This is a genomic window from Syntrophorhabdales bacterium (assembly GCA_035541455.1).
GTDB lineage: Bacteria > Desulfobacterota > Syntrophorhabdia > Syntrophorhabdales > WCHB1-27 > JADGQN01.
This window is the reverse complement of sequence record DATKNH010000172.1, coordinates 1-23,384: the sequence shown is the minus strand read 5'-3', so window position 1 is coordinate 23,384 and position 23,384 is coordinate 1. Positions and strand designations below refer to the sequence as shown.

At 53.6% G+C, this 23,384-nt stretch carries 26 protein-coding genes; 18 read left to right on the top strand and 8 right to left on the bottom strand.

What is annotated here, in order from left to right:
* Window positions 1-17: 17 nt before the first annotated feature.
* Window positions 18-776, bottom strand: a complete 759-nt coding sequence (locus tag VMT71_18555; GenBank protein ID HVN25976.1) for an SDR family NAD(P)-dependent oxidoreductase — start codon at window positions 774-776, stop codon at window positions 18-20.
* 214 nt (window positions 777-990) lie between these two features.
* Between VMT71_18555 and VMT71_18550 the strand changes: the two genes are divergently transcribed.
* Together VMT71_18550 and VMT71_18545 are read left to right on the top strand one after the other, a co-directional pair.
* Window positions 991-2,262 (top strand): MFS transporter, encoded by a 1,272-nt coding sequence (locus tag VMT71_18550; GenBank protein ID HVN25975.1) that lies wholly within the window; start codon window positions 991-993, stop codon window positions 2,260-2,262.
* Between the two features lie 342 nt (window positions 2,263-2,604).
* Window positions 2,605-2,886 (top strand): hypothetical protein, encoded by a 282-nt coding sequence (locus VMT71_18545; protein ID HVN25974.1) that lies wholly within the window; start codon window positions 2,605-2,607, stop codon window positions 2,884-2,886.
* Between the two features lie 167 nt (window positions 2,887-3,053).
* Here the strand turns inward: VMT71_18545 and VMT71_18540 are convergent, their stop codons facing one another.
* The 5 genes from VMT71_18540 to VMT71_18520 are packed head-to-tail and all read right to left on the bottom strand — an operon-like array spanning window position 3,054 to window position 7,587.
* Complete coding sequence (locus VMT71_18540; GenBank protein HVN25973.1) at window positions 3,054-3,743, bottom strand: ABC transporter ATP-binding protein; 690 nt, start codon at window positions 3,741-3,743, stop codon at window positions 3,054-3,056.
* Window positions 3,731-4,480 (bottom strand): ABC transporter ATP-binding protein, encoded by a 750-nt coding sequence (locus tag VMT71_18535; protein ID HVN25972.1) that lies wholly within the window; start codon window positions 4,478-4,480, stop codon window positions 3,731-3,733. The genes VMT71_18540 and VMT71_18535 overlap by 13 nt, the downstream gene beginning before the upstream one ends.
* A gap of 7 nt (window positions 4,481-4,487) precedes the next feature.
* A complete protein-coding gene (locus VMT71_18530) occupies window positions 4,488-5,432 on the bottom strand; it encodes a branched-chain amino acid ABC transporter permease (GenBank protein ID HVN25971.1) in 945 nt (314 codons plus the stop codon).
* Between the two features lie 16 nt (window positions 5,433-5,448).
* Window positions 5,449-6,345 (bottom strand): branched-chain amino acid ABC transporter permease, encoded by an 897-nt coding sequence (locus VMT71_18525; protein ID HVN25970.1) that lies wholly within the window; start codon window positions 6,343-6,345, stop codon window positions 5,449-5,451.
* 24 nt (window positions 6,346-6,369) lie between these two features.
* Window positions 6,370-7,587 carry an ABC transporter substrate-binding protein gene (locus tag VMT71_18520; protein ID HVN25969.1) on the bottom strand — a complete coding sequence of 406 codons (1,218 nt, stop codon included), beginning with the start codon at window positions 7,585-7,587 and terminating at the stop codon, window positions 6,370-6,372.
* Window positions 7,588-7,745: 158 nt separating this feature from the next.
* On the opposite strand from VMT71_18520, the gene VMT71_18515 reads away from it, so the two are divergent.
* From VMT71_18515 to VMT71_18450, 14 genes are all read left to right on the top strand, one after another.
* Window positions 7,746-8,723: an LD-carboxypeptidase gene (locus VMT71_18515; protein HVN25968.1), complete on the top strand. Its 978-nt coding sequence runs from the start codon at window positions 7,746-7,748 to the stop codon at window positions 8,721-8,723.
* Between the two features lie 99 nt (window positions 8,724-8,822).
* On the top strand, window positions 8,823-10,049 hold the full coding sequence (locus VMT71_18510; GenBank protein ID HVN25967.1) for a GAF domain-containing protein: 1,227 nt from the start codon (window positions 8,823-8,825) through the stop codon (window positions 10,047-10,049).
* A 329-nt stretch (window positions 10,050-10,378) separates the two neighbouring features.
* Entirely contained in the window at window positions 10,379-12,061 is a 1,683-nt protein-coding gene (locus VMT71_18505; protein HVN25966.1) for an NAD+ synthase, read from the top strand.
* 20 nt (window positions 12,062-12,081) lie between these two features.
* Window positions 12,082-12,579: a sigma-70 family RNA polymerase sigma factor gene (locus VMT71_18500; GenBank protein HVN25965.1), complete on the top strand. Its 498-nt coding sequence runs from the start codon at window positions 12,082-12,084 to the stop codon at window positions 12,577-12,579.
* Between the two features lie 251 nt (window positions 12,580-12,830).
* Window positions 12,831-13,724 carry a hypothetical protein gene (locus VMT71_18495; protein ID HVN25964.1) on the top strand — a complete coding sequence of 298 codons (894 nt, stop codon included), beginning with the start codon at window positions 12,831-12,833 and terminating at the stop codon, window positions 13,722-13,724.
* Between the two features lie 221 nt (window positions 13,725-13,945).
* On the top strand, window positions 13,946-14,395 hold the full coding sequence (locus tag VMT71_18490) for a hypothetical protein (GenBank protein HVN25963.1): 450 nt from the start codon (window positions 13,946-13,948) through the stop codon (window positions 14,393-14,395).
* Window positions 14,396-14,504: 109 nt separating this feature from the next.
* Window positions 14,505-14,843, top strand: a complete 339-nt coding sequence (locus VMT71_18485) for a P-II family nitrogen regulator (protein ID HVN25962.1) — start codon at window positions 14,505-14,507, stop codon at window positions 14,841-14,843.
* 102 nt (window positions 14,844-14,945) lie between these two features.
* On the top strand, window positions 14,946-16,652 hold the full coding sequence (locus VMT71_18480; GenBank protein HVN25961.1) for an ammonium transporter: 1,707 nt from the start codon (window positions 14,946-14,948) through the stop codon (window positions 16,650-16,652).
* A 199-nt stretch (window positions 16,653-16,851) separates the two neighbouring features.
* A complete protein-coding gene (locus VMT71_18475) occupies window positions 16,852-17,016 on the top strand; it encodes a hypothetical protein (GenBank protein HVN25960.1) in 165 nt (54 codons plus the stop codon).
* Between the two features lie 57 nt (window positions 17,017-17,073).
* Window positions 17,074-17,394, top strand: a complete 321-nt coding sequence (locus tag VMT71_18470) for a hypothetical protein (protein ID HVN25959.1) — start codon at window positions 17,074-17,076, stop codon at window positions 17,392-17,394.
* A gap of 151 nt (window positions 17,395-17,545) precedes the next feature.
* Window positions 17,546-17,809: a hypothetical protein gene (locus tag VMT71_18465; GenBank protein HVN25958.1), complete on the top strand. Its 264-nt coding sequence runs from the start codon at window positions 17,546-17,548 to the stop codon at window positions 17,807-17,809.
* Between the two features lie 3 nt (window positions 17,810-17,812).
* The gene (locus tag VMT71_18460; GenBank protein HVN25957.1) at window positions 17,813-19,777 is read left to right on the top strand and encodes an aldehyde ferredoxin oxidoreductase C-terminal domain-containing protein; all 1,965 of its coding nucleotides are present in this window, start codon (window positions 17,813-17,815) and stop codon (window positions 19,775-19,777) included.
* A gap of 71 nt (window positions 19,778-19,848) precedes the next feature.
* Entirely contained in the window at window positions 19,849-20,349 is a 501-nt protein-coding gene (locus VMT71_18455) for a 4Fe-4S dicluster domain-containing protein (GenBank protein ID HVN25956.1), read from the top strand.
* A 198-nt stretch (window positions 20,350-20,547) separates the two neighbouring features.
* Window positions 20,548-20,838 carry a hypothetical protein gene (locus tag VMT71_18450; protein HVN25955.1) on the top strand — a complete coding sequence of 97 codons (291 nt, stop codon included), beginning with the start codon at window positions 20,548-20,550 and terminating at the stop codon, window positions 20,836-20,838.
* Between the two features lie 203 nt (window positions 20,839-21,041).
* Here the strand turns inward: VMT71_18450 and VMT71_18445 are convergent, their stop codons facing one another.
* Together VMT71_18445 and VMT71_18440 are read right to left on the bottom strand one after the other, a co-directional pair.
* Window positions 21,042-21,731 (bottom strand): tripartite tricarboxylate transporter substrate-binding protein, encoded by a 690-nt coding sequence (locus VMT71_18445; protein ID HVN25954.1) that lies wholly within the window; start codon window positions 21,729-21,731, stop codon window positions 21,042-21,044.
* A 166-nt stretch (window positions 21,732-21,897) separates the two neighbouring features.
* The gene (locus tag VMT71_18440) at window positions 21,898-22,341 is read right to left on the bottom strand and encodes a hypothetical protein (protein HVN25953.1); all 444 of its coding nucleotides are present in this window, start codon (window positions 22,339-22,341) and stop codon (window positions 21,898-21,900) included.
* Window positions 22,342-22,550: 209 nt separating this feature from the next.
* On the opposite strand from VMT71_18440, the gene VMT71_18435 reads away from it, so the two are divergent.
* Both VMT71_18435 and VMT71_18430 read left to right on the top strand, forming a co-directional pair.
* Window positions 22,551-23,111: a hypothetical protein gene (locus tag VMT71_18435; GenBank protein ID HVN25952.1), complete on the top strand. Its 561-nt coding sequence runs from the start codon at window positions 22,551-22,553 to the stop codon at window positions 23,109-23,111.
* Window positions 23,089-23,384, top strand: a 296-nt coding sequence (locus VMT71_18430) for a hypothetical protein (protein ID HVN25951.1), incomplete at its 3' end; no start/stop codon positions are given. The genes VMT71_18435 and VMT71_18430, both read left to right, overlap by 23 nt.

Sequence of the window (23,384 nt, the reverse complement as noted above, 5' to 3'; positions counted from 1 at the left end):
TCAGCAAACTATGACGATTAAAGCCCATGCCACGCGCAGAGCTCTTCGTCATTTGCGACGACGCCGGTTACACCGGTAGCATCCTGCCCAGCAAGAAAGAGGACCGCTTTGACTATCTTTTCAGGCGTGTCCCACCGGGACCAGTCGGCGTCAGGATTGAGAAACCTCATCCCTTCTGTTTCGACCGAGCCCTTAGGCTTGATACAGTTCACTGCGATGTTAAACTTCCCCAGCTCGGTGGCGAGGCCGTACGTCATGCGCTCCAGTGCCGCCTTCGAAACTCCGTAGGCCAGGCCTGACGGGACCGACCCTCTGGATTGCGCCTGCACGGATGAAAGCAGAATGATGCTTCCCGCCTTCTGTTTCATCATAATGGGGAGAACAGCTTTTGTGCAGATAAAGCTGCCGGTGACATTAACACGCAGGACAAGCTCCCAGCGCTTGAGTGGCACCTCCCACACAGGTGCTCGGAAGGCTACCCCTGCGTTGTTGATAAGCGTGTCTACGGTGCCGAACTCTCTTCTTGCCATACCAACCATGCTCTCTACCTGCTCTTCGCTGGTCACATCGCACTTGACCGCAAGACAGGAACCTCCCAGACCTTTTATTTCCTCCGCGGTCTGGTGGATCGTGCCTTCCAGCCCACTCTCAAGCGGCTCCTCAGTGCGAGCAGCAACGACCACGTTAGCGCCCTCTCTAGCCAAACCAAGAGCCATGGCCTTGCCAAGGCCTCTGCTGGCGCCAGTTACTATTACGACTCTTCCTCTCAGTTTCATGCTCTATCCTCTTTCTTTCTTCAGTTGGCGGCTCCGACCGTCGCTCGCTGAGCTCACGGGAAGTACTATAGAGCCCTGCAGAGCTTTTGTAAGCGGATGGCTTAGATTACCACGGATTCAGCGGAGGGGGAGCAGGTTTTTGTGGACAAGCACTGTCTGCGGTACTTATACTGCTGCGTGCCTTTGATCGAAAACGATTTCGTATGCTGATCACATGATGGTCGCGAACAGAACGTCGAAAAGAACCAGTATCTACTACGGCTGGTATATTGTTGCCGCATCTTTCCTTATCCTCTTCTCCAACTCAGGCGCTATGTATACGTTCGGCGTCGTATTCAAACCCATCGCAGCAGAGTTCGGGTGGGGGCGAGGCCCGGTCTCCCTTGTTTTTTTCATCAACATGGTCGTCTTCGCGCTCACCATTGCTGTTACGGGTCGGCTGTATGATCGTCATGGCCCGAAGCAAGTTATCCTCGTCTGTACAACATTCGTCTCTGTCGGTCTGGTCCTGACATCGCTGATCACATCCTTCTGGCAGTTTCTCCTCTTCTACGGAATCCTTGTGGCAGTGGGCTTTGGCGGCTCATCCATCCCGCTCGTTTCCGCCATGACCAGCACATGGTTCGTAAAACGGCGCGGTTTGGCAGTGAGCCTCGCAGTCGCTGGTTTCTCACTCGGCCAGTTTGTAATTGTCCCTGCGTTTACCTGTTTCGCCCAGCGCTACGGGTGGAGGATCTCATATGCAGCGATGGGCGTCGCCATCTTCATCGTTAATTTCTTGCTGGCGTTCTTCGTCATTAAGGGGGGCAACCCCTCAGCCTTCGGCCTGACCCCTTTCGGCTCAGAGACTGACAGGGGCACAAGGGCAAACGTGGATACGTCGCGAAATGCGCCTGCCCGTGACCTGCGACCCGTAGAGGTCCTGCGGACACGCTCTTACTGGCTCTTCCTCTTTGTGATGTTCGCATGCGGCTGTCTTGATTTTGTGGTCACCACGCATATTGTCCCCTTCGCCACAGACAGTGGGGTGTCATCTGCCACTGCGAGCAATATGCTTGCCTGGTATGGGCTGCTGAGCCTCGCCGGCATACTGATCGCGGGACCTGCAGCAGACAAAGTGGGCATAAAAATACCTGTCGCCCTTGCCTTTCTCCTGCGTCTCCTCTTTTTTCTCCTGATCCTCACGCACACGAGCGAGACATCTATTTACATCTTCGCAATAGGCAACGGGTTCACTGCCCTGGTTACCGCTCCGCTCAACCCGCTGCTTATCGGCAGACTCTACGGCATGTCTCACCTGGGCCTTCTCGCGGGTGTGGTCACTACCGTCCACCATTTCGGCGGCGGGTTCTGGGCGTTTGCAGGAGGAATGATCTATGATCGTACGGGCAGCTACCGGGCGGTCTTCTGGTTGTCTGCCGGTCTGGCGGCACTCGCAGTGCTCTGCGCTGCACTGATCCGGGAAAGACGCCACAACACAGAATAATCCCTCAGGTATCCACGCTGCGTGGCTCTTAGTATAATGCTACTAAACCATAGCTCCCAAGAAAAATAACCCTAAGGTCAATTGTTTTCGCTCATTTCCCTTGCTAAGATTATCTCATCATGATACAAGAAACGCAGAGCACAGGAGAGCGCCATATGCAGACGAGTCTCACTGAACCATGTCGTAGATTTCGATCAGGCGTGCGGAAAATTCTCAAGGCGATCATACCTGTTGCTCTGGTTAGTTTCGTCTTTATTCTTTCTCTTTTTGTGGGGGCTATAATCTCTTCCATATTCGTGCATGCAGTGGAATTTTGACAAGTCACTCGGATCAGGTGGTGATATGGCATACATCAAGCGCGTGGATGAATTGATAAGCATGAAAAAGCTGAGCGTCCAGGAATTGGAGCTTCACAAGGATTTGATAGAGGAATGCAGGGAGCGCGAGGCAATGATCGACGACTACGCTGCTCGTACACAAGGCTCTCTGCAACAACTGGCCCAGGCCTGCGAGACTGCCACCGAAAGAGCGAGGGTGCTTGCCGCTTCCATAGAGAAGGTTTTGGACGAAATGGAGAGTCTCTGTCTTAAGCTTCTACCCGAAGATCAGTTCTACCGCGAATAGCTCATCGAGATTCATGCGTGTACCTTCGTTGTCGCTGCGTCCGGGTACCCGCTTGCGGGTGTCTCGACGTACTTGAAGAAGTACGCCTACGTCAGCTCCTCGCTGCCGCCTCGGTCTCCACACGAATCTCGATGAGCTATTTGATCCAGGAAAGCTGATAGCTACCACTAAACCATTAGATACTTCTTCTTGATCTCCTCGTTCGCCTCCAAATCCGCAACCGTCCCCTCGAAGCGAATCCGGCCGTTGTCAATGACGTAGACCCGGTTGACGAGCTTCAGCGCAGATTTCACGTTCTGTTCTGAGAGGAGGATGCTGAGCCCTGTCTCCCTGAGCTTTAGTATCTGCTCTTCGAGGTCTCTCACGATAAGTGGTGCGAGCCCTTCTGTGGGCTCATCCAGGAGGAGGAGTTTCGGCCCGGTCATAAGAGCCCTCGCCACTGTCAGCATCTGCTGTTCCCCGCCGCTAAGGTTGCCTGCCCGTCGCGTCTTGATCTCTCCCAGCGCGGGAAAAAGGCCGTAAATGCGTTCCCTGGTCCACTCGCTCCCGCGGCTGAAGGGTATCTCCAGGTTGTCATCGACAGTCAGGTCGGCAAAGACTCTTCTGTCATCCGGCACGTACGCAATGCCGTCGCGCACAAGAAGGTACGGTTTTCTCCCGGTAATATCCTGGTCATTAAAGGTAATCGTTCCCTGCTTGGGCGGCGTCAAACCCATGATACTCCGCATAGTGGTACTCTTACCTGCGCCATTTCTGCCGATAAGCCCCACCACTTCTCCACGGGACACGGTGAGAGAAACATCGAAAAGGATGTGACTGATGCCGTAATACGTGTGGATGCCGTTTACACTGAGCATACGTCGCTCCCGCCCAGGTATGCGTCCTGCACCGCCTGATTGCAACGGACTTCGTCACACGACCCCTGGATGATGGTAGCGCCACGCACCATCACCATGATCCGGTTGGCTATGCCGAAGACAATCTCCATGTCGTGCTCGCAAAAGAGAATAGTGAGCCCCATGTTCACCCGAAGCTGCTTGATCAGTTCAATACAGCGGGTTGTTTCCTCAGGCGACATGCCCGCGGTCGGCTCGTCCAGAATCAGAAGTTGCGGTTTGCCACCCAGAGCTATGGCGATTTCCAGCACCTTCTGCTCTCCGTGTGAAAGCGCACCGCAGATGCTATTTCTCTTTTGGATGAGACCCACGCTGTCGAGTATTTCAGCTGTCTCCTTCTCAACCAGTTTCTTTGAAGGCGTGAAAAGGTTGTACGTTTTTCCCTGCTGGGAAAGAACCGCTACGCGGACATTTTCGAACACCGTGAGTCGCGGAAAGATATTGACTACCTGGAATGAACGGGTGATGCCTTTCTCACACGTGCGGTGCGCCGGAAACCCCGTGATATCCTCCCCTTTGAAAAGGACCTGACCTCCATCCGGCGGGAGCACGCCGGTAATGAGATTGAAGAGTGTGGTCTTGCCTGCGCCATTAGGACCTATCACGGCCACGATCTCGCCTTCGGACACCTGGAGGTTCGCGCCGTTTACCGCATTAAATCCGCTGAACGCTTTACGCAGATCTCTGACTTCCAGCATTACCGCGCTACCTCTTAGTACTTTCAGGCGCGGTGCGCCTTTTCCACAACTCGAAAACGTAGCCGAGGATACCTTCAGGAAGGAAGAGGATCACCAGTACCAGTACTATACCGAGGATCAACGTCCAGTAATCGGTAAAGCCACTCACAAATGTTCGCAGGCAGACGATGATTGTCGCGCCCACCAAGGGTCCGAGAAAGGTGAGCCAACCGCCGAGCAAGGCCATAATCGTGATTTCCAGAGAGAGCGTCCAGAACATCATGTCAGGAAAAACCGAATTATCAACCACCACAAAAAGCACGCCGGCAACACCGCCGAAGAAGCCGGCAATCACAATGGCCGCGAGCTGGTGGCGCCTTACGTTCATACCAACGGCCTGGCTGCGCAACGCGTTATCACGAATTCCCTGGAGCGCGCTTCCGAAAGGAGCCCTCAGTATCCGGTGCATCACGAGCAAAGAAATGCCCGCAACGATCAGCGTAAAGTAGTAAGAACCCAGGGGAGTACCGAGCAAGTCAGGCATGCGGATACCGTGAATGCCGTCATCGCCCCCTGTGAAGCTATACCATCTGTAAACGATGGCCCAGACGAGCGAGCCAAGAGAGATCTGCAGCATGCCGAAATAGAGCTTTGAGAGGCGCACACAGATGAGCCCGATGATGAAAGAGAGTGCCGCGGCGACAACCGGACCTGTAACGAAGGCGAGCCATGCGGGCTGGCCGAGCTTGGCTATCATAACTGCAGCACCATACGCTCCCACTCCATAAAAAACAGCGTGGTGAAACTGATAAACGCCGCCGAAGCCCAGAACGAAGTTAAGACTGGTAGCGAGCAGACCCGTGGTCACAATCAGCGCAATCAGATAGGTATAAAAACGGGGAAGGCCGAACGGCGCAATCGCGAGGACGGCAAGGATAATCACCAAGGCCAGAATCGACTTCCTTGTGCCCACTACACCATTCCTTTTTTCACCAGGTTGATCTCAGCAGACCCGTCGGCCTGAAACTGAGAACTACAATCACCGCTGCATAAGGGAAAATAATCCCGAATTGCGGCCAGATAAGAATACCCAGGGACTGCGTCAGGCCGAAGATGAGCGCCCCCAGTAACGCACCCCACATGTTGCCCAAACCGCCCATGATCACGATCAAAAAGGCCTCTATGATCAGCGTGTGGTCCATGCCAAGAGTTACATTCACGATCGGCGCAACAAGCGCTCCGCCAAGTCCCGCAAGATAGCAGCCGATCACAAAAACAGTCGCGAAAACCATGCTCACGTTGATACCAACGGCACCGACCATCTCCCGGTCGACCGCAGCGGCTCTGGATATCTTGCCCATCTTGGTCTTGTTCACGATAAGCCACAGCACCAGGGCTACAAGCGGCCCAATCAGCAGGAGGAAAAAATTGTATATCGGGAAAGGCAGCCCGAGCACAGGTATCGATCCCTGAAAAAACCTGGGCATGGACACGGTCCTGTATTCCGCGCCCCACACCAGTTTCACGAGGTCTCCAAAGATAAGAGCAAAGGCAAACGTCAGCAGGAAGAGCATGATGTGTTCCCGCTCGTACAGCCGGCAGAAGATGGCCCGCTCAGCAATGAAACTGAGCGCAGCCACTATAATCGGTGCAAGAAGGATAGCCATCCAGTAGCCGCTTATGCCCCCGCCGAAAAACTTGGACACACTGAAAGCCAGAAAAGCGCCGATCATGTAAAGTGAGCCGTGGGCGATATTGGGGATCCTCAACACGCCGAGAATAAGGCTCAGCCCCGATGCAACAATGAAGAGGATAACCGTCCTGCTCAGGCCCACCAGTATCTGGCAGAGCACGCCAGGCGAACAGATGTAGCTGATGATATCCAAGCTTGACCTTCCGCTCCTCTATTCTTATTTCCCGCGAGTCTTTAAGACCTGCTCGCACGTAGGCATGTACTCTGATGCAGGGATCGTAACCAGGTCGGAGGCGATCAGAAAATCTTTATACTCGGGACTTTTTTTCGTGACGCCCCAGAACATAGGCAGCGTCACCTGGTGATCGCATTTGCGCATCTCAATCTTGCCGACAGGCGTGTCGTTGAGTACCATGCCTTCCACCGCGTCCACGAATTTTTCCTTGTTCATGCTGCCGGCTTTCTGAAACCCGCGCGCTATGAACTCGGCAGTGATGTAACCATACAGCGCCGTCATCTTGGGATACCTGCCGTAAATCTTCCTGAAGTCGGATGCGAAGGCCTTGTTTGCCGGCGTGTCAGGATAATAGAAGAGATAGTTCGCCGTTCCGTAGGCCCCCTCAGGCGCATCCATCCCGAGCGCCTGCCCAACCGTCACCTCGATCGCTGTGTGCTGGAAGAAGGGTATCTTATCCGCAAGACCTGTGGCCTTTGCTGCTTTCTGGAAGTTGACCATGCCTGAGCCACCTGTCGCCACGATGATGCAGTCGGGTTTCGCAGCAACTATGGCAGTAATGTACGGCGTGAAATCCGTCTCCCCCACCTTCCACCACGTCTGGCCGAGCAACTGGACCGACGGCTTGAGAATCTTCAGATTGTTCCAGACGCCATCTGCGATGGCGTGCCCATATTCGTAGTCGTCCCCCGCAATCCAGTACTTGGTGAACTTCATTTTGGCGAGAGCCACAGCTCCTGCCTTGCCTGCCATTGCCGTGTTCTCATTGGTGCTGAACACGTAACGGTTCCACATCTGGCCTGTGATCCGGTCGCTCTTTGCATTGGTGACGAAGAAAGGGATCTTCTCCTTCTTGGCAAAATCTGAAATGGCAAGGGCTGTGGCACTGTTCGTCGTTCCCGCGAGCACATCGACGTTCTCTTTCATGACCAGTTCCTTGGCCATGGCCAATCCCAGATCGGGTTTGAATTTTTCATCCCGCGTCGTGTACTCGATTTTTCTGCCGAGAACCCCGCCTGCTGCATTGATCTTATCCCTTGCCATCTTGAAACCATCTACCACATCCAGCGCGTAGACTGCGGCAGGCCCCGAGTAACTGTCGACAAGCCCTACCTTGATTGTATTCGCCCCATAAGAGGATGGAGCAACAAGGACTAAACCCAGAAGAGCGAACGAAAGAAGAAGCAGCACTTTTCTCATATGACCCTCCTTTGTTGTTGTGCCTCTCGCATCTATACATTTCCCACGGCTAAAGGATAACTGCAGCCCCCGTAATTGTATGCATACTCCACAAATTATTCAACCGAAAGTTATGATACACGTTGCGCCTCCGAATCAAGCTATGCTAGAGTCGAACGATGACTCGTCCCGAACTTCTCCTTCCAAATAAACTTAAGCGGGGTGATACAATCTGCGTGGTCGCCCCCGCGTCCCCAGTGGCTGATCTGCCGTCTCTCGATGCGGGCATCCGCCTGCTTCAAGAGCGTGGCTTTCGCGTCCTCGAAGGGGCACACGTGAGAGACAGCAGGCTCCTCTTCGCGGGTGAGGATGCTGATCGGGCGCATGACCTCAATCGTGCTTTTGGCGACTCCACAATCGACGCTATCATCTGCGCCAAGGGAGGCGCGGGCACAGCGCGCATGCTGCCATTTATTGATTTCAAGCTCATCTCGCGCAACCCCAAAATCTTTGTGGGTTACAGCGACCTCACTATCCTGCAGACCGCCTTGCTGCAAAGATGCGGTCTTGTGAGTTTCTATGGACCGATGGTCGCCACCGAGATTGGTCGTTCCTTTCCGCCTTTCGCCGAAGATAACTTTTTTAGAATGCTGACAACGCCGGACCTTACCCTGCAATTACGCAACAGGCCGCGAAAGAAGATGCTCACGCTATACCCGGGAGAGGCCCGCGGGCAGCTCGTCGGCGGATGTCTTTCAGTTTTTGTCACTGCGCTCGGGACAGAGTGGGAGATTGACACCAGGGGCAAGATCCTCTTCTTTGAGGATGTTGACGAAAAACCTCATCGCATCGACCGCTACCTGACACAGCTACTGCTCGCGAATAAACTGCAGGCAGCGAGCGCGATCCTCTTTGGCGGGTTCACCCGCTGTGAATACCGGAATGACCGCACGAGCACGGGTCCTCTGGCGCGCACGATCGATATCGTCAGGGATCGGGTTGCACACCTTGAGAAGCCTTGCCTCTATGGCCTCCAATTCGGTCACATGCGAGATATGCTCACGATTCCCAACGGAGGCTATGCTTTTGTCGATGCCACGAATCAGCGGGTGGTCGTAGAACCGGCTGTTAAAAACAGTTCAGCAGTAAGTGGCTGAGTGATTGAGTTCGAGTCACGTTGGCGACATTGACAAAAATGGCGCTCTCCTCTATAGTTTACGTGATTTAACCGCTCAATCTCCCGGAAAGGATAGCCTGTGAGATCAAAAAAATCTCCTGAGAAGATTGACTCCAAGGAGCAGGAGTTATTGATGCTCCGCAAGGTAGCGGAGTACGTGAGCAGCAATCTTGAACTGGAAGACCTGCTCAGCAGGATCGTCAAGATGGTCGCAGAGATCGCTTCCGCCGATTCCTGCTTCATATACCTCTACGATGCGAAGCACCATGAACTTGTGCTCAGGGCATCGAGCAACCCCCGGACCAATGCGGTAGGCAACATAAGACTGAAACTCGGTGAAGGCGTGACAGGATGGGCAGCAAAAGAAAAAATGCCGGTTGCTCTAGCGCGGGAAGCCTACAAGGATTCGCGGTTCAAAAGCTTTACCAACCTTGCCGAGGATAAATATGAGTCTTTTCTTGCCGTGCCCATTCTTTCCAAGAATGAGATCATCGGCGTGATGAACGTGCACAGCAAAAGGGAGTGCGAGTACCCGGAGTCGCAGATTAATTTGCTCTTCACCGTTTCCCGTTACCTCGGCAATGCCATAGAGAATGCGATCATCTACGAGGAGGTCAGGAAAAAGGCGAAGCAGCTCGATCTTCTGTCAGAGATAAGCAAGACCATTGTGTCTGATTATTACCTGAAGGAGATACTGCAACTTATCGTGACCACAACAGCCCAGGTTATGGGCTCGAAAATCTGCTCGATTATGCTCCTTGACGAAAAGAAGCAGGAGCTCGTGATTGCAGCCACCCAGAGTTTGAGCCAGGAATACCTCACAAAGCAGAACCTCAAGGTGGGACAGTCGATCAGCGGCAAGGTCGTGAAGGAGAAGAGGCCGATCATCGTGCGCGACGTGACGAAGGAACCGGGCTTCATGTACCCGGAGATCGCGAGAAGAGAGGGACTGGTGTCGATGCTCTCCGTTCCCATGATGATCAAGGACAGGGTGGTCGGTGTTATTAACTTCTATACACAGAAGGAATACAGCTTTTCCAAGGAGGAGACCGACATCCTGCAAGCCATTGCCAACCAGGCGGCTGTGGCGATAGAGAATACGCGGCTCGACCAAGAGATTCTCGCCACAAAGGAAGCCCTGGAAACAAGAAAGCTGGTTGAGCGGGCCAAGGGCGTTCTCATGAGGGAATTGGGAATACCCGAGGACGAGGCGCACAAGAGGATTCACAAAAAGAGTATGGATTTGCGCAAGAGCATGCGGGAGGTTGCGGAGGCGATAATAGTCGCCTCCGACCTCAGAAAGTGAAATGCCTGTTCGTCTTCAGCGCATACCTTCGTTGCCCCTACAGGATGCTGCGCTATCGCTACGTCGCTCTCCTCGACCTACTTACAGTGCGCCTGCGTCGGCTTCTCGCTGCCGCCCGGGGTACCCGGCCGAAGGCTGGGTCGTGCATCCGAACCCGAACAGGAATAACGCTTTCCGACTGCAAATCCTTGACAGGCGACGCGTTTTGCGCTATGCTTAATGAAGAACAAAGACACTGATGTCTTTCAGTTGTCGATTGACGAAGGCCAGGACTGAGGCGTCCTTAACCCACGGCGGTTGAGGGCGCTTTTTTGTTTCGGAGATAACATATGGAGACAGTGGTCCGATTAGCGCTTGCCCAGATAAATTGCACGGTCGGCGATCTCACGGGCAACTGCCGTAAGATTCTTGAGTTCGCAGAAAAAGCCGAAGGCTATGGCGCGGACATCGTCTCCTTCCCGGAACTGGCAGTGACGGGCTATCCTCCTGAAGACCTTCTCCTGAAGCGCAAGTTTATAAGCGATAATCTCGCTGCCCTGAGGGAGTTGTCGCGATCGATCCGACGCATCGTCGCGGTCGTGGGCTTCGTCGACAAAGTCCGGGGCGGCGTTTATAACAGCGCGGCAGTCATAACCGGCGGAGAGATAAAGGGTATCTATCACAAGATGCGCCTCCCCAACTACGCGGTCTTCGATGAAAAGCGTTATTTCAAATCCGGCAAGAACCCGGTTGTTTTTCTACTCGGGAACCTCCCTTTAGGCGTGAACATCTGCGAAGATATCTGGCTGCCTGGCGGACCTACGGCCGCACAGGCCAAGTACGGTGCAAGACTCATCTGCAATATCAACGGGTCGCCATATAATGCCGGCAAAATAAAAGTTAGAGAAGAAATCGTACAGTCTCAGGCGAGGAACAACGGCGTGATCATGTCGTACACAAATCTGGTCGGCGGGCAGGACGAACTGGTCTTTGACGGACAGAGCATGGTCGTTGACAAAGATGGCACAGTGCTCGCGCGCGCAGAGGCCTTCAAAGAGGATCTTCTTATAGTCGACGTCAACGTTCCTCTCGATGAGACGATGCGGTCCGGCAAAAGGCTCATAAAGATAGCAGAAACTCCATTTCACCAAGAAAAGGCTCCGGTGGAGAAACGGATCGTGCCACCCCTGAAACCAGCGGAAGAGGTGTACCAGGCTCTGCTTCTCGGTCTGCGTGACTACGTCCAGAAAAACGGCTTTAAGAAGGTCATTCTGGGATTGAGTGGGGGCATCGATTCGGCCCTTGTGGCTGCGCTTGCAGTGGACGCGCTCGGCAAGGAGAATGTAATATGCGTCTTCATGCCCTCCCGTTTCTCGTCGGAAGAGTCGCGCATTGATGCTAAAGAACTTTGCGACAGACTGGATGTGCGCTTCATTGAAATATCTATCGAGCATATCTACATGGCGTATCTCGAAACCATCGCCCCAATCTTCTCGGGACTTGCTCCTGATATTACAGAAGAAAACATCCAGGCGAGGATAAGGGGCAACATCATCATGGCCCTGTCCAACAAGTTTGGATGGCTCGTTCTTACCACCGGCAACAAATCTGAGATGAGCGTCGGGTATGCGACGCTTTACGGAGATATGGCCGGCGGATTTGCCGTCATAAAGGACGTGCCTAAGACACTGGTCTACAGGCTCTGCCGTTTCAGGAATTCGCTGGGACGAGTAATACCGGAAAGGATCCTTACAAAGGCTCCCACTGCTGAATTGAGGCCTGATCAGAAAGACACCGACACGCTTCCCCCGTATGACACGCTCGACCCCATCCTCAAAGCCTACGTTGAAGAGGATGAGGATCCTGCGAGGATCATACGAGGAGGCTATGAACCCGACATCGTTAACCGGTCGGTAAGGATGGTGGATGTGAGCGAGTATAAGCGAAGGCAGTCGCCTCCGGGAATACGCATCACGCCCAAGGCTTTCGGGAGAGACCGGAGAATGCCGATTACCAATAAGTATAAAGGCTGAACATGTCCTTTGATGCTTTGGTGAAGAGAATATCTCCTACGTTGCAGCGGATTACTCAGAAGCTGAACGGTCACTTCACCTTCATGGATCATGACGATCTTTTTCAGGAGGCTATGCTGCATCTCTGGGATGCCTTTCGAACTGGGACGCTCAATGACAAAACGGATAGTTACGTGCTGCAGGGATGCTACTACCACCTGAAGAACTACATACGCACAGTGCAGGACAAGGCACCGATGGTGAGCCTCAACAGTATCGTGGATGGTGAACAGGATGTTGCCCTGGAGGAGATTCTTGAAGCAGACGATGTTGGGCCATTTGAGTATGTTGAAGGAAAAATGCAGGTTGAGGCCCTGCTAAACAGCGGGCTAACCCAAAAGGAACGCGATGTTCTTGCCCTCGCCATGGAAGGCATGACAACCAGGGAGATAGGTCAACAACTCGGCGTTTCACACGTGGCAGTCGTGAAGGTCAAGAATAAGTTGAAGGCGAGGTACGAGCAATTGATTGCAAAATAGTGGTGTGCGGGGTTACCAAAACGTAGATTTTTTACTTGTAAAGAGATAACCAAGCACAGTAGCAAGCGTTAAAAACACAACGATGTGTGAAAACAGTGACGTTCCGAATTGGACGTCATTTTTTTTGCCGCGGCCGAAGACTAAGGCGTCTTCCATCCATCGAAGGAAATGAACAAAACGATGGGATGTAAGACGCTTTTTTTGTTTCTCTCAATGGCCGCCGCGAGCTACATTATAGCAGGAGGTGTATTGTGAAAGTAGTATCTCTTCTTTTCGCGATCTTTCTTGTGGCAGTCTGCACAACAGGCGTGCTCCACGCACAGGAAGCGAAGGAACCGCCCAAGCCGGCGGTAGCCGAGCAGCCCAATACCGCGGCCCCGGGGGGCGACGCGGCCAAACCCCCGGCCGAGGAACCCGTGACCGGTACCGCATCCGTTTCCTTCCTCAACCAGTACATGTTCCGTGGGTACCAGCTGGGTAAGGACTCACTTATCATACAGCCCCAATTAAGTGCATCCTACAAAGGATTCACCGCGAGCTTCTGGGGTAACATCGACAGCCACGAAAAGGCTACCCAGAACTTTAATCCGGATGACCCCGGCCACCAGAGCTTCAACGAGACCGACCTGACCTTGAGCTACACCTATTCGATAGGGAAATTCAGCCTGACCGGCGGCTATATCTACTACGGCCTGCGGTACGCCAACGAGACCCAGGAGTTCTTCGGAAGCATGAGCCATGACTCGTTCCTCAAACCCACCCTCTCCATCTACCGGGATTTCTCAGCCTACCCGGGATGGTACCTGAACCTTTCCATCGGCCACTCCTTTAAGATCTACCAGGAGGTGACCCTCGATCTGGCCGCATCCGCAGGCTATGAAATAGGTACAGGCAACTTCTGGGATACCTACCAGCAGGGCACGCATGCCTATACCGGGTCTAAGTATAGCGCGCTCCACGACGGCATGTTGAAAGCAGGCCTCACGATACCGGTGACCAAGAAGGTGGTGGTGCAGCCCATGCTCGCGTACTGGTTCCCCCTCTCGGATGATGCCAAGAAACGGACCGAGGGCAATTCGTATAACCCGAACGGCTACCTGAAGTGCCTCTGGCAGACAGGGGTAACCGTTGCGTACAACTTCTAAGCGATTGTTCCAGGTTTATTAAGCTACTCTTCCTCCCATTCCCGTGGGCCCACGACAACGTTGCCGTGGGCCCCACCCCAACTGCACCGTTGCAGTGCGTCACCTCCTGATGATCGGGTGACGAAGCAGAAAGAAAGACACTGAGGTCTCCAAGAACAAGAGATAGTGTTACGTCAGAGGTGCGCGCCAATGACGAGAGAGAACAAACAGGAGGTTCTCGGATGAAGAAATATGTGGTCCCATTATTGATCGCCACTATGGTGCTTGGCTTAGCGCTTTCAGTCCTGGCGGCGGGCCCCGGCAGCGCCTTGACGTCAACAAGTGAGGCAACCATTGCACTCGAGACGACCGCCGGTGCTTTCGCACAACATCAACAAGGTCTCGCGCTGAGCGAGCATCGGGCATGGGTCGCCTGGGCAGTAGATCACAACCGGGCGGCAATAACAGCAATCGTCGGAGGCATTCTCTCTGGCACACACGCTGTTCTGCTGGCTTGCACGCAACTGGGATTCGGATTCTCTGGTACGGGCCAGCAGCACAGACCATCAGGTTACGTCTTCTCGTTAAGTATTTTCCTTCATGCCATCGGCTCGCTGATTTACCAAAGCAGGATGTTTCTCGCAGGTCGTTTACATCCAAAAAGAGAACAAGAGGAGGTCTGTTATGGCTAATACGATAAAAGCAGGAGCAGTACTTGGCCGGCCCAGTCCTGGATCGCAGACGGCAGAAGCAGGGCGTTCAGGCGAATCTGATCCAAACAAAAAATAGAGGAGGAGGAACATGGTAAAGATTGAGGCAGTCATAAAACCTGAGAAGCAGGAAGAGGTAAAGCAGGCATTGGTGGATATCGGCGTTCAAGGAATGACGGTGTTTGAGGTAAGGGGGTTCGGACGACAGAAAGGCCAGCATGAGACCTACAGGGGAACCGAGATCAAGGTGAGTTTTGTGCACAAAGTGATGGTCACTATAGTGATCAAGGATGAACTGTTGGACACTGCGATCGAGGCCATTCGAAAAGCAGCCCACACAGACACCATAGGCGACGGAAAGATCTTCGTTACCTCGGTGCAACGAGTCGTGCGTATACGGACAGGAGAGACCGGCCCGCAAGCTCTCTGAGAGTACGCGGATTTCGAAGTGCATCTTGCGATCGCTATCTTGGAGCCAAATTCAAAGCTTTTCTTGGAAGGCAGTCAACTATAAGGAAAGGAGAGACCAAAAATGAACGTACGGAAAAAACTACAGACCATCTTGATGATTTCTATGGTTATTGCTCTGATATTGGCGATACGACCGGCTGTTGCGGATGAGGCGCCCCCTCAGGGAGGAGCTCCCCAGGCGACGGCGGTCCAGGCTGCGGGGCCTCAACCCGACCCTGCCGGAATTGCCACGGGGGACAAGGCAAATGCCATTGATGGGGCGGGCAATGCCTTCGTTGTTACCGAGCCGACCGACACGAAGGCCCCTGACTATGCCGAAAAGAAAAAGCAGTACGAAGAATACAAGAGTCAGGCAGCCAAAGAACCGCTTGCGGTTAAGCTCGCCGACACTGTCGGGCACGTTCGGATTGCGACCAACTTCAGTTGGACCCTCCTCACAGGGTATCTTGTACTCTTCATGCAAGCAGGCTTCGCCCTTCTCACCGTTGGGCTGGTGCGCAGGAAAAACGCCGCCCATCTCATGATGCTTAACTTCGCTGCCTATGTCTTCGCCTTCTTGGCGTACTATGTGTGCGGTTACGCCTTCCAGTTCGGCGCGGCCGCAGTCAATGCGGCGCCAACGAATCTTGGAGGGACTCCAACGCTGGACAAATTCCTCCTCGGAGGCGGCATGTGGGGCTTCTTGGGCGGCAAGGGCTTTTTTCTGAGCGGCCCGGGCTACGATGCCGGAAGTCTTTGCCTGACGCTCTTCCAGGTCGTATTCATGGAAACGGCCGGGTATATCATCGTGGGGGCTATATGTGAGCGAATTACGTTCTGGGGATTTGTCCTTTGCGAGCTGTTCGTCGGCGCCTTTCTATACCCCATCTCCGGTTGCTGGGTTTGGGGAGGTGGATGGCTCTCTCAGCTGGGCGTCAGCATGGGCTTAGGTCACGGCTACGTGGATTTCGCGGGTTCGAGCGTTGTCCATGCCGTGGGCGGCTTCTGCGCCATGGCTCTAGCCATCATTCTCGGCCCTCGCCTCGGCAAGTACGGTCCGGACGGCAAGCCGCGGGCCTTTCCGGCGCACAACATTGCCTTTGTCGTAACCGGCACCTTCATACTCCTGTTCGGCTGGATGGGTTTTAACCCCGGCTCCACCCTCGGCGCGTCGGACCTGCGCATCTCGGTGGTTGCCGTGAACACGAATCTTGCTGCTGTTGCCGGATCGGCGACCGCAATGATCTTCTGGTACTTCAAGTTTGGTAAACCAGACATCACCATGGCGTGCAACGGCATGCTCGCTGGCCTGGTCGCCATCACCGCGCCTTGTGCATTTGTCAGCCCAAACTCCGCTGTTATCATCGGCATTCTTGCCGGCATTCTGGTTTGTGTGGGCGTCCTTTTTAACGAGCGGGTACTTAAGGTCGACGACCCCTGCGGCGCTATTTCCGTGCATGGCTATTGTGGCTGGCTGGGGGCGGTGAGCCTTGGTATCTTCGCCGATGGCACGTACGGCGCAGGCTGGAACGGTGTCGGCGCAACGACCTACCTCGGCAAGGCCGGACAGGGTGTGACCGGCCTGCTTCACGGGGACGTATCCCAGTTCTTTACACAGCTCGGGGGGGCCACGCTGATCGTGCTGTATGCATTCGTCTTTACCTTCGTGGTCTTTAAAATCGTGAACGCCATCGTTCCTCTGCGCGTTTCTAAAGAAGTGGAGCGTGAAGGTCTCGACGTCCCAGAGTTCGGTCTGCCTGCGTACCCTGACGGCGAACTTGTCCAATGATCAGGGAGAATGTATCGTGGCGCTGCGCGCATCCTTTCTAAAATGCAGGCCTCCTCGGGGCAGTATCGACCGCCAGGGCCTGATGGCCGCCGGTATCGTCTTTAGCTATGGCGGGCTGACAATTGATTTCATCTTTTGAACATCAGCAGGCCGGGACGGTCGCGTTCCGGCCTGCTCCTCTCCTGTACAGAGGTGCCGCATGAAAGGCAAGGAAAGATGGACTATGCTTGACCGACTCTTGGAGATGGCAAGGGGGAGACGCGGAACCGACGCTGAACAACCCGAGGGAGACGGTCAGGAGACAGAGCAACGCCGGCCAAAAACCGCAAAGAAGAAAGGCAAGAAACAAAAGCGGGCTGCGTGAAACTCCTCAGTGAACAAGCCCGTGCTTATTGAGAATAGCCCATTGTAGTGATAGGCGATGACGTATCTTGCATGGTTAATTTTTATCGGGGCCGCGATCCTTGAGGTCAGCGGCGATGCGGTTGTACGCAAGGGGCTGGGTGGTGGAAGTCTCGTCATAGTTCTTTCAGGATGCGCTCTGCTTGGCTGCTACGGAGTCATTGTGAATATGGTGAAATGGGATTTTTCACGATTGCTAGGCGTCTATGTCGCAGTATTTGCGCTGATCAGCGTATTGTTTGGTTCTGCAGTATTCAAAGAGAAGATCTCCCTCAGCACCTGGGTGGGACTGGCAATTATCATACTTGGCGGCTTGATAATTCAACTCGGCAGTAAGTAAGTAACGAGTACCGCCTGTTTTCTCTCCCAACGACAAGCGATGGTTAGAGTCCTGGTTAGATAGACGAACGCTCGGGTAAGTGCTATACTACTGCATTCCACCGCAAAGCATTCGCCCTGACGAACCATTTCCCCTGAAAGGAGAAGGTGACATGATAGAAGAGAAATCAACTGCAGAAAGTCTGGGAAGCACGAGAACCTACGGCCAGGTGAGGTGCATGAACCCGACCTGCACGTCCAGGATAACGCCGCAGCCCGGCCAGAACACGGCAAAGTGCCCCAAGTGCGGCTCTGAGTGGCGCATATTCTGGGTCAAGGCCGGCTTTCCCCGCGTAAGGGGTCCTGTGTGGGAGACAAGCCTGAAAATGGCTAACGCCCAGTGGGCCAAGCTAGGCGACACAAAGGAGGAGAAATAGGTTATGGCGCTAGACAGAAAACTGGCCGTGGTAGATCTGACAACAGGCAAGATTGACATAAAGCCGATTTCTCTGGAGGTCAGGAGGAAGTTTCTCGGCGGCAGGGGACTCGCTGCCTACCTTCTTTACAAATACGTAAAGCCGGGCTGTGATCCTATGGGCCCGGACAATGCGGTTATCTTCAGCGCAGGGCCTCTCGGTGGGACTCTCGCATCGGCAGGCTCCAGAACTGATGTCATGACGAAAAATCCCCTTACCGGCCTTCTGGGAAGCGGAAACTTTGGCGGGTTCTTTGCCCCGGAGCTCCGGTGGGCCGGCTTCGATCATATTCTGGTGAAAGGCAAGGCAGATAAACCGGTATACCTGTGGGTTCACGATGGCGAAGTGGAGATACGAGACGGAAAGAATGTCTGGGGTAAGACCGTAACTGAAGCGCAATGGGCAGTCAGAGAAGAGTTAGACGATCCTGATATTAAGTCGGCAGTGTGCGGTCCGGGCGCTGAAAAAGGCGTCAGGTTCGGCAACGTCATGACCGGCATCAAGAACGCCAACGGACGAGGCGGCGGCGGCTCGGTCATGGGCTCGAAGAACCTGAAGATGGTGGCAGCGCGAGGCACCATGGACATCAAGATAGCCCACCCGATGGAAGCCCTGGAGTTCGACAAGAAATATATCGAAATGATCACCGGCGCAAAAGTGAACCAGACCATGGGCACTCTCGGCACGCCCTTTATATGGGGCGCTGCAAATGCGTGGGGCGGAGTGCGCGCCAATAACTTCCAGCTCAACCAGCTCCTTTACAGCGACGACATCGAGCCGGAGAGCCTTGACGAAATTTCAAATCAGACCGTGGGCAAGTATCATATGGCAGCCTGCTTCGGATGCCAGGTCCACTGCCGCGCACAATACAGAATCCCGGACCGACCCATTGCTCATAAACTGGGTATGGTGGGCATATACGACGAAGGCCCCGAGTATACGTCGCAGAATGCGTTCTGCGGCGAGCCGGGCTGTACCAAGGCTGAGACGCTGCTCATCTGTAACCACCTTGTTAACCAATACGGTCTAGACAACCTCGAGACCGGCAGTCTGATCTCCTGGGCCATGGAGCTTTACGAAAAAGGCATCCTCACCAGCAAAGATACCGATGGCATTGACCTACGGTTCGGCAACGATGAGGCTCTCATCGAGATGATCCACCATATCGGCAAGAGAGACACATGGCTCGGCAACGTGTTGGCCGAGGGCGGCATTGCAGCAGCCAATACGATCGGCAAAGACTCCATCAAATACCTGGTGCACGTGAAGGGCATGAGTCACCTTGGTTCGGATGAGAGGGCAACCCCTGGACTCGCCCTGAACTGTGCCATGGCTTCCAGAGGGTCAGACCACTTGCGGAGTCGGCCCGCCATTGACCTTTACCATCTGCCGGAACCGGTACTGAGAAGGATATACGGCAGCCCGGTTTCCTACGATGGAGCCTTGAGCCCAGACCAGAGGGAATACGCGGGCAAGGCCTGGATGGTCTATTGGCAGGAGACCGTGTTCATGGGGGTTGATTGTCTTGGCACATGCAAGTACCACACAACGTTCCTCGGCGCCACGCTGCCCAATTTCGAAGACTGGTCGAAGGTACTCTACTACAATACCGGAATGGAGATGACACCAAGGGAGATGTGGGACGTGGCCGATAGATGCAATATGATCGAGAGACTCTTTAACCTGAGAGAGGGCATGAAGAAGGACGACCCGTTGAAAGGCGAAATGCTCATTGATCGCTATTTCGACGAACCCTGCAGGCTTGGCGCACCCGACGTTGTCGGCGCAAAGCTCGACCGGAAGAAGTTCCTTGATATGAGAGCCGAGTTCTACAAGCACAAAGGGTGTGATGAAAATGGCATACCTGCGCCCGAAAGATTGAAGTATCTCGGGCTTGAGACCTTTGATAACGATCCATCACTGCTCTAGTTCAGGTTACTCACTTGTCGATGAGAGATGAAAAGACGGTAGCTGATCGTACGTGACCAAGGAGGAATTGAATGGAACCCAGAGTTCTGGTAATCAACCACGATAAATGCACGGGCTGCAGGAGATGCGAGCTCGTCTGCTCAGTGTTTCACGAAGGCGTATCGAACCCAAGCAAGGCACGGATAAAAGTTGAGAAATGGGAATGGGAAGGCCTCTATATCCCGATGACGTGCAGACAATGCGCTGATGCGCCATGCATGAACGTCTGCCCTGTTAAAGCAATCAGCCGCGATGATGCAGAGTCCAAAGTGTCTGTCGATTACGATAAGTGCATTGTGTGCCGCTCCTGTGTAGCAGTCTGTCCTTTTGGTGCCATGAATTTCAATCCTGCCGCGAAGAAAGTATTCAAGTGCGACCTTTGCGACGGCAATCCTCAGTGCGTCCGTTTTTGCGATATGAAAGCGGTTGATTACATCGATTCCCGGAAAGAGAGCACTGTCAGAAAGAGGGACGCGGCGTTGAAGATGGCTGAAGCAAAAAAACTGGGTGCAGCCAAAGAGTACGAGGCGTAATCTTACAGTCATTTCGTTCAGTATTCTGAACAATTCCACCTTTGTCAGTCAACTAAGACAGCAGATCGGTTGAAGCCGATCTGCTGTCTTAGCCTTTACAGGCCTCTATTTCTGCCTCTGACCCATTGACTAGTGACCGGATCAGGGATATACTATTTGTTGATCACGGTAGTGGAGTATAGTGAACGGGGTGCCTAGATGGTGAAAAACGAGAAGAATCAGTGGACTCTCGAGCCGGAGGATATCGAAAAAATCTGGAAAATGAAGGTCAAGGTGGTCGACAGGGAAACGGGCAACAGCAGGTACTGCACCCTGGAGGAGGCCAAGACGTGGGACTGGGGTAATCAGGACATATGGAGAATAGTAAGTGGCTGGCAGATCACGAGCTTCAAGGCGTTACTCTCGATGATGCACATGAAGGCGCAAAAGGGCCTTGAAGAGGTTGAGATACTGGAGTCGCCTCGTTGCCTTCTCCTTGCAGGTGGCTAAAGCGAGCACACCCAAGCCAGACACCAAGTCTGAATAAACAACCAAAACTACTGCAAGATCAGTTAGGAGGAAAACCAGAAATGGCAAGAAAGGATTACGTGTGTCCTATCATGAAAAAAACCTGTATCGGGTGCTCCGTTTACAGGGGAAGACATATGGGTCTCTGGGTCGATGAAAAGCCGGCAAAACAAGTCCCACAGGCTTCAAAAAAAGCAGCCTCGACGAGCCGCAAATCTTCTTCGCAGAATGGGTCCGATTGGGTCACGTCCTTCGATGCATTCGTCAGGAGTATTGAGGGGCCGGAATGTATAGCCTTTGACTGGGACAAACAAAAATAAACATTTTTGTTTCGCAAACCCCAGCTGCTTCAAAAGCTTGCCCATCGATTCGTAATTACGCGCAACGTACTCCTCCAGTTGAGAACTGTTGCGGTATACTACGGTGAGCCGAAGGTCCTTCATGCCCTTAATGAACGCAGGCTCGCTCATGGCTTTGGTAAAGGCATCTTCTATCTTCTTTTCAATGGCCTCGGGCAACCCCCTCGGCCCTACAACATTGAAAAGTGTGGGCGCCGGGATATCATAACCAAGATCCTTCAGGATGGGAACTTCCGGAAAATAACGGGACCGCGCCTCGGCCAGAAGGAGAAGGAGCCTTGTCTCTCCCGCATCGACAAGCGATTGGCCAAACCCTCCGGCCGCGAGGAGCACATGTCCTCCCAGGAGGGCTGCCTGCGTTTCTGGAGAGCCCTTGAAGGGCACAATCGTAAACTGAACCCCTTCCCTTTTGGCAATGGTCTCCATCGCCACGTTCGCTGATGTGCCTGTTCCCGAGGTGCCGTAGGTCAGTTTCTTCGGGTTCTTTCGCGCGAACTCGACCACGTCTTTGAACACAGCAGGATCACTATGATCTCTCTATTGTTGATTAATGTCAACAGAGACGCTCATGCACGGTTCTCTCTCACAGAAATCTTCCGACAACATCAAGCCCTGTGATCCAGAATAGCACGCCACTTCTGTTGTGCATGTGCACAACGGTTGAACTGACGTAGGCACTCACCTACTCGTCGCCGTCTTCTTCCTCTTCCTGTTCATCATCTTCGTCTGAGTCAATGGTTGGGTGCAGGGGAATCGACTTACTGACCTCCTCCAGATGAAGACGTATCACTGCATGGGCGGCTGGGTTTGATGCGTCTTTATAAAAAGTACTCTCATCGATATGAGCAGGTTGTTGAGGCGCGAAATAATGGTGAAGCAGTTCGATGACGGTCCATATACCGGGCTGCATCTGGTAATTGGCGTAGCGCTGCTTGCGCAGTTCGTCTGGGGTGAGCGTAAGCATATCGTTAAGCGCTTTCTCGATTTCCCGCCCCTGCTCCTGCGTCTCCCATTGTTGATCGGCGCCTTGAAGAAAAGCCACTACTGTATTGGGTCTGGAAGGCCCGCAAGTGCAGAGCCCAGCGCAAAGAGCTACGCAGATGGCTATATAACGGAGAAACCTCAAGCTCCTCTCTGCTCTCGCCATACAGCTCAAAATAGACGACGCGCAGAGCCTTGTCAATTGTTCAGGGGTGAAGCATGGTATTAATGCCAAGCATCACTGGAAATTAACCCTCTTTCCAATTGACCCGTCGCTGAGTTTCTCTTAGAATCATGGATGCTGTAGCAAAGGGGCTTGAACTCGTGCAATCTCTAAGCTCCCGGGAGGCTATGATGTTGAAGGCAAGGCCACGGTGCATTATCTCATCTTGCACGGTTGTCGCATTGCTTATGCTCGCTGCAAACGTGCACGGCCAGGGCTACAAGGGCTTCACACTATTAAACCCAGATGAGTGCGTGCGGCTAGACAAGAAGGTTGTGCTCCAACTGCCTGTGGAATGGCACAAGTACGGTGATTTCACAAAAATCTGTGCACTGACGCAGACTAAGGGCCAACCCGCAAAGGTGTCGATTATCTCGGTGTGGGTCGAGGAATATTATGACACTCTGCCTTCTGATGCACCGTGGGAAAAATTTCCGCTCCCGCTTATAGTAGACGATCACTTTCAGAAAATCGGCAAGTTGCCTGAAATTTATCCCATGGATCAACCCCGTGAGCTTGGCGTCTATTACGGGAAGTGGCAGTCGGATATGCCCACCGAAATCATGGTCGATGTCTATAATCCTGCCGTTTCTGGGAATTACTACTACGATCCGCTCATCTGGAATACGGCTAAGGGGACTTACGGGATGAAATCCGAGGAGGCAAAGTATGGCAGCCGACACAAACGATAAGGCAGACAAACTCAAGCGAGCGTGTGATCAGGCCTACGTGACGTACGGGAGCTCATGCAGCCATGCGGTCTGGTATGTCATCTCTCAATATGACCCATCACAGGCGTGGCTGGACGCAAACACTCTTACCAGGAACCTTAGCCTTAACGCAAAATGGAAGCCGGTAGAATTTCGTGAGCTGAGCAGACTCGCCAGCCAAGGGGTACTGATTGTGGGAGGGCTGGGCAAAGCTGCAGGCCACGGCCACGTGCTGGTCGTCTATCCGGGACCAGA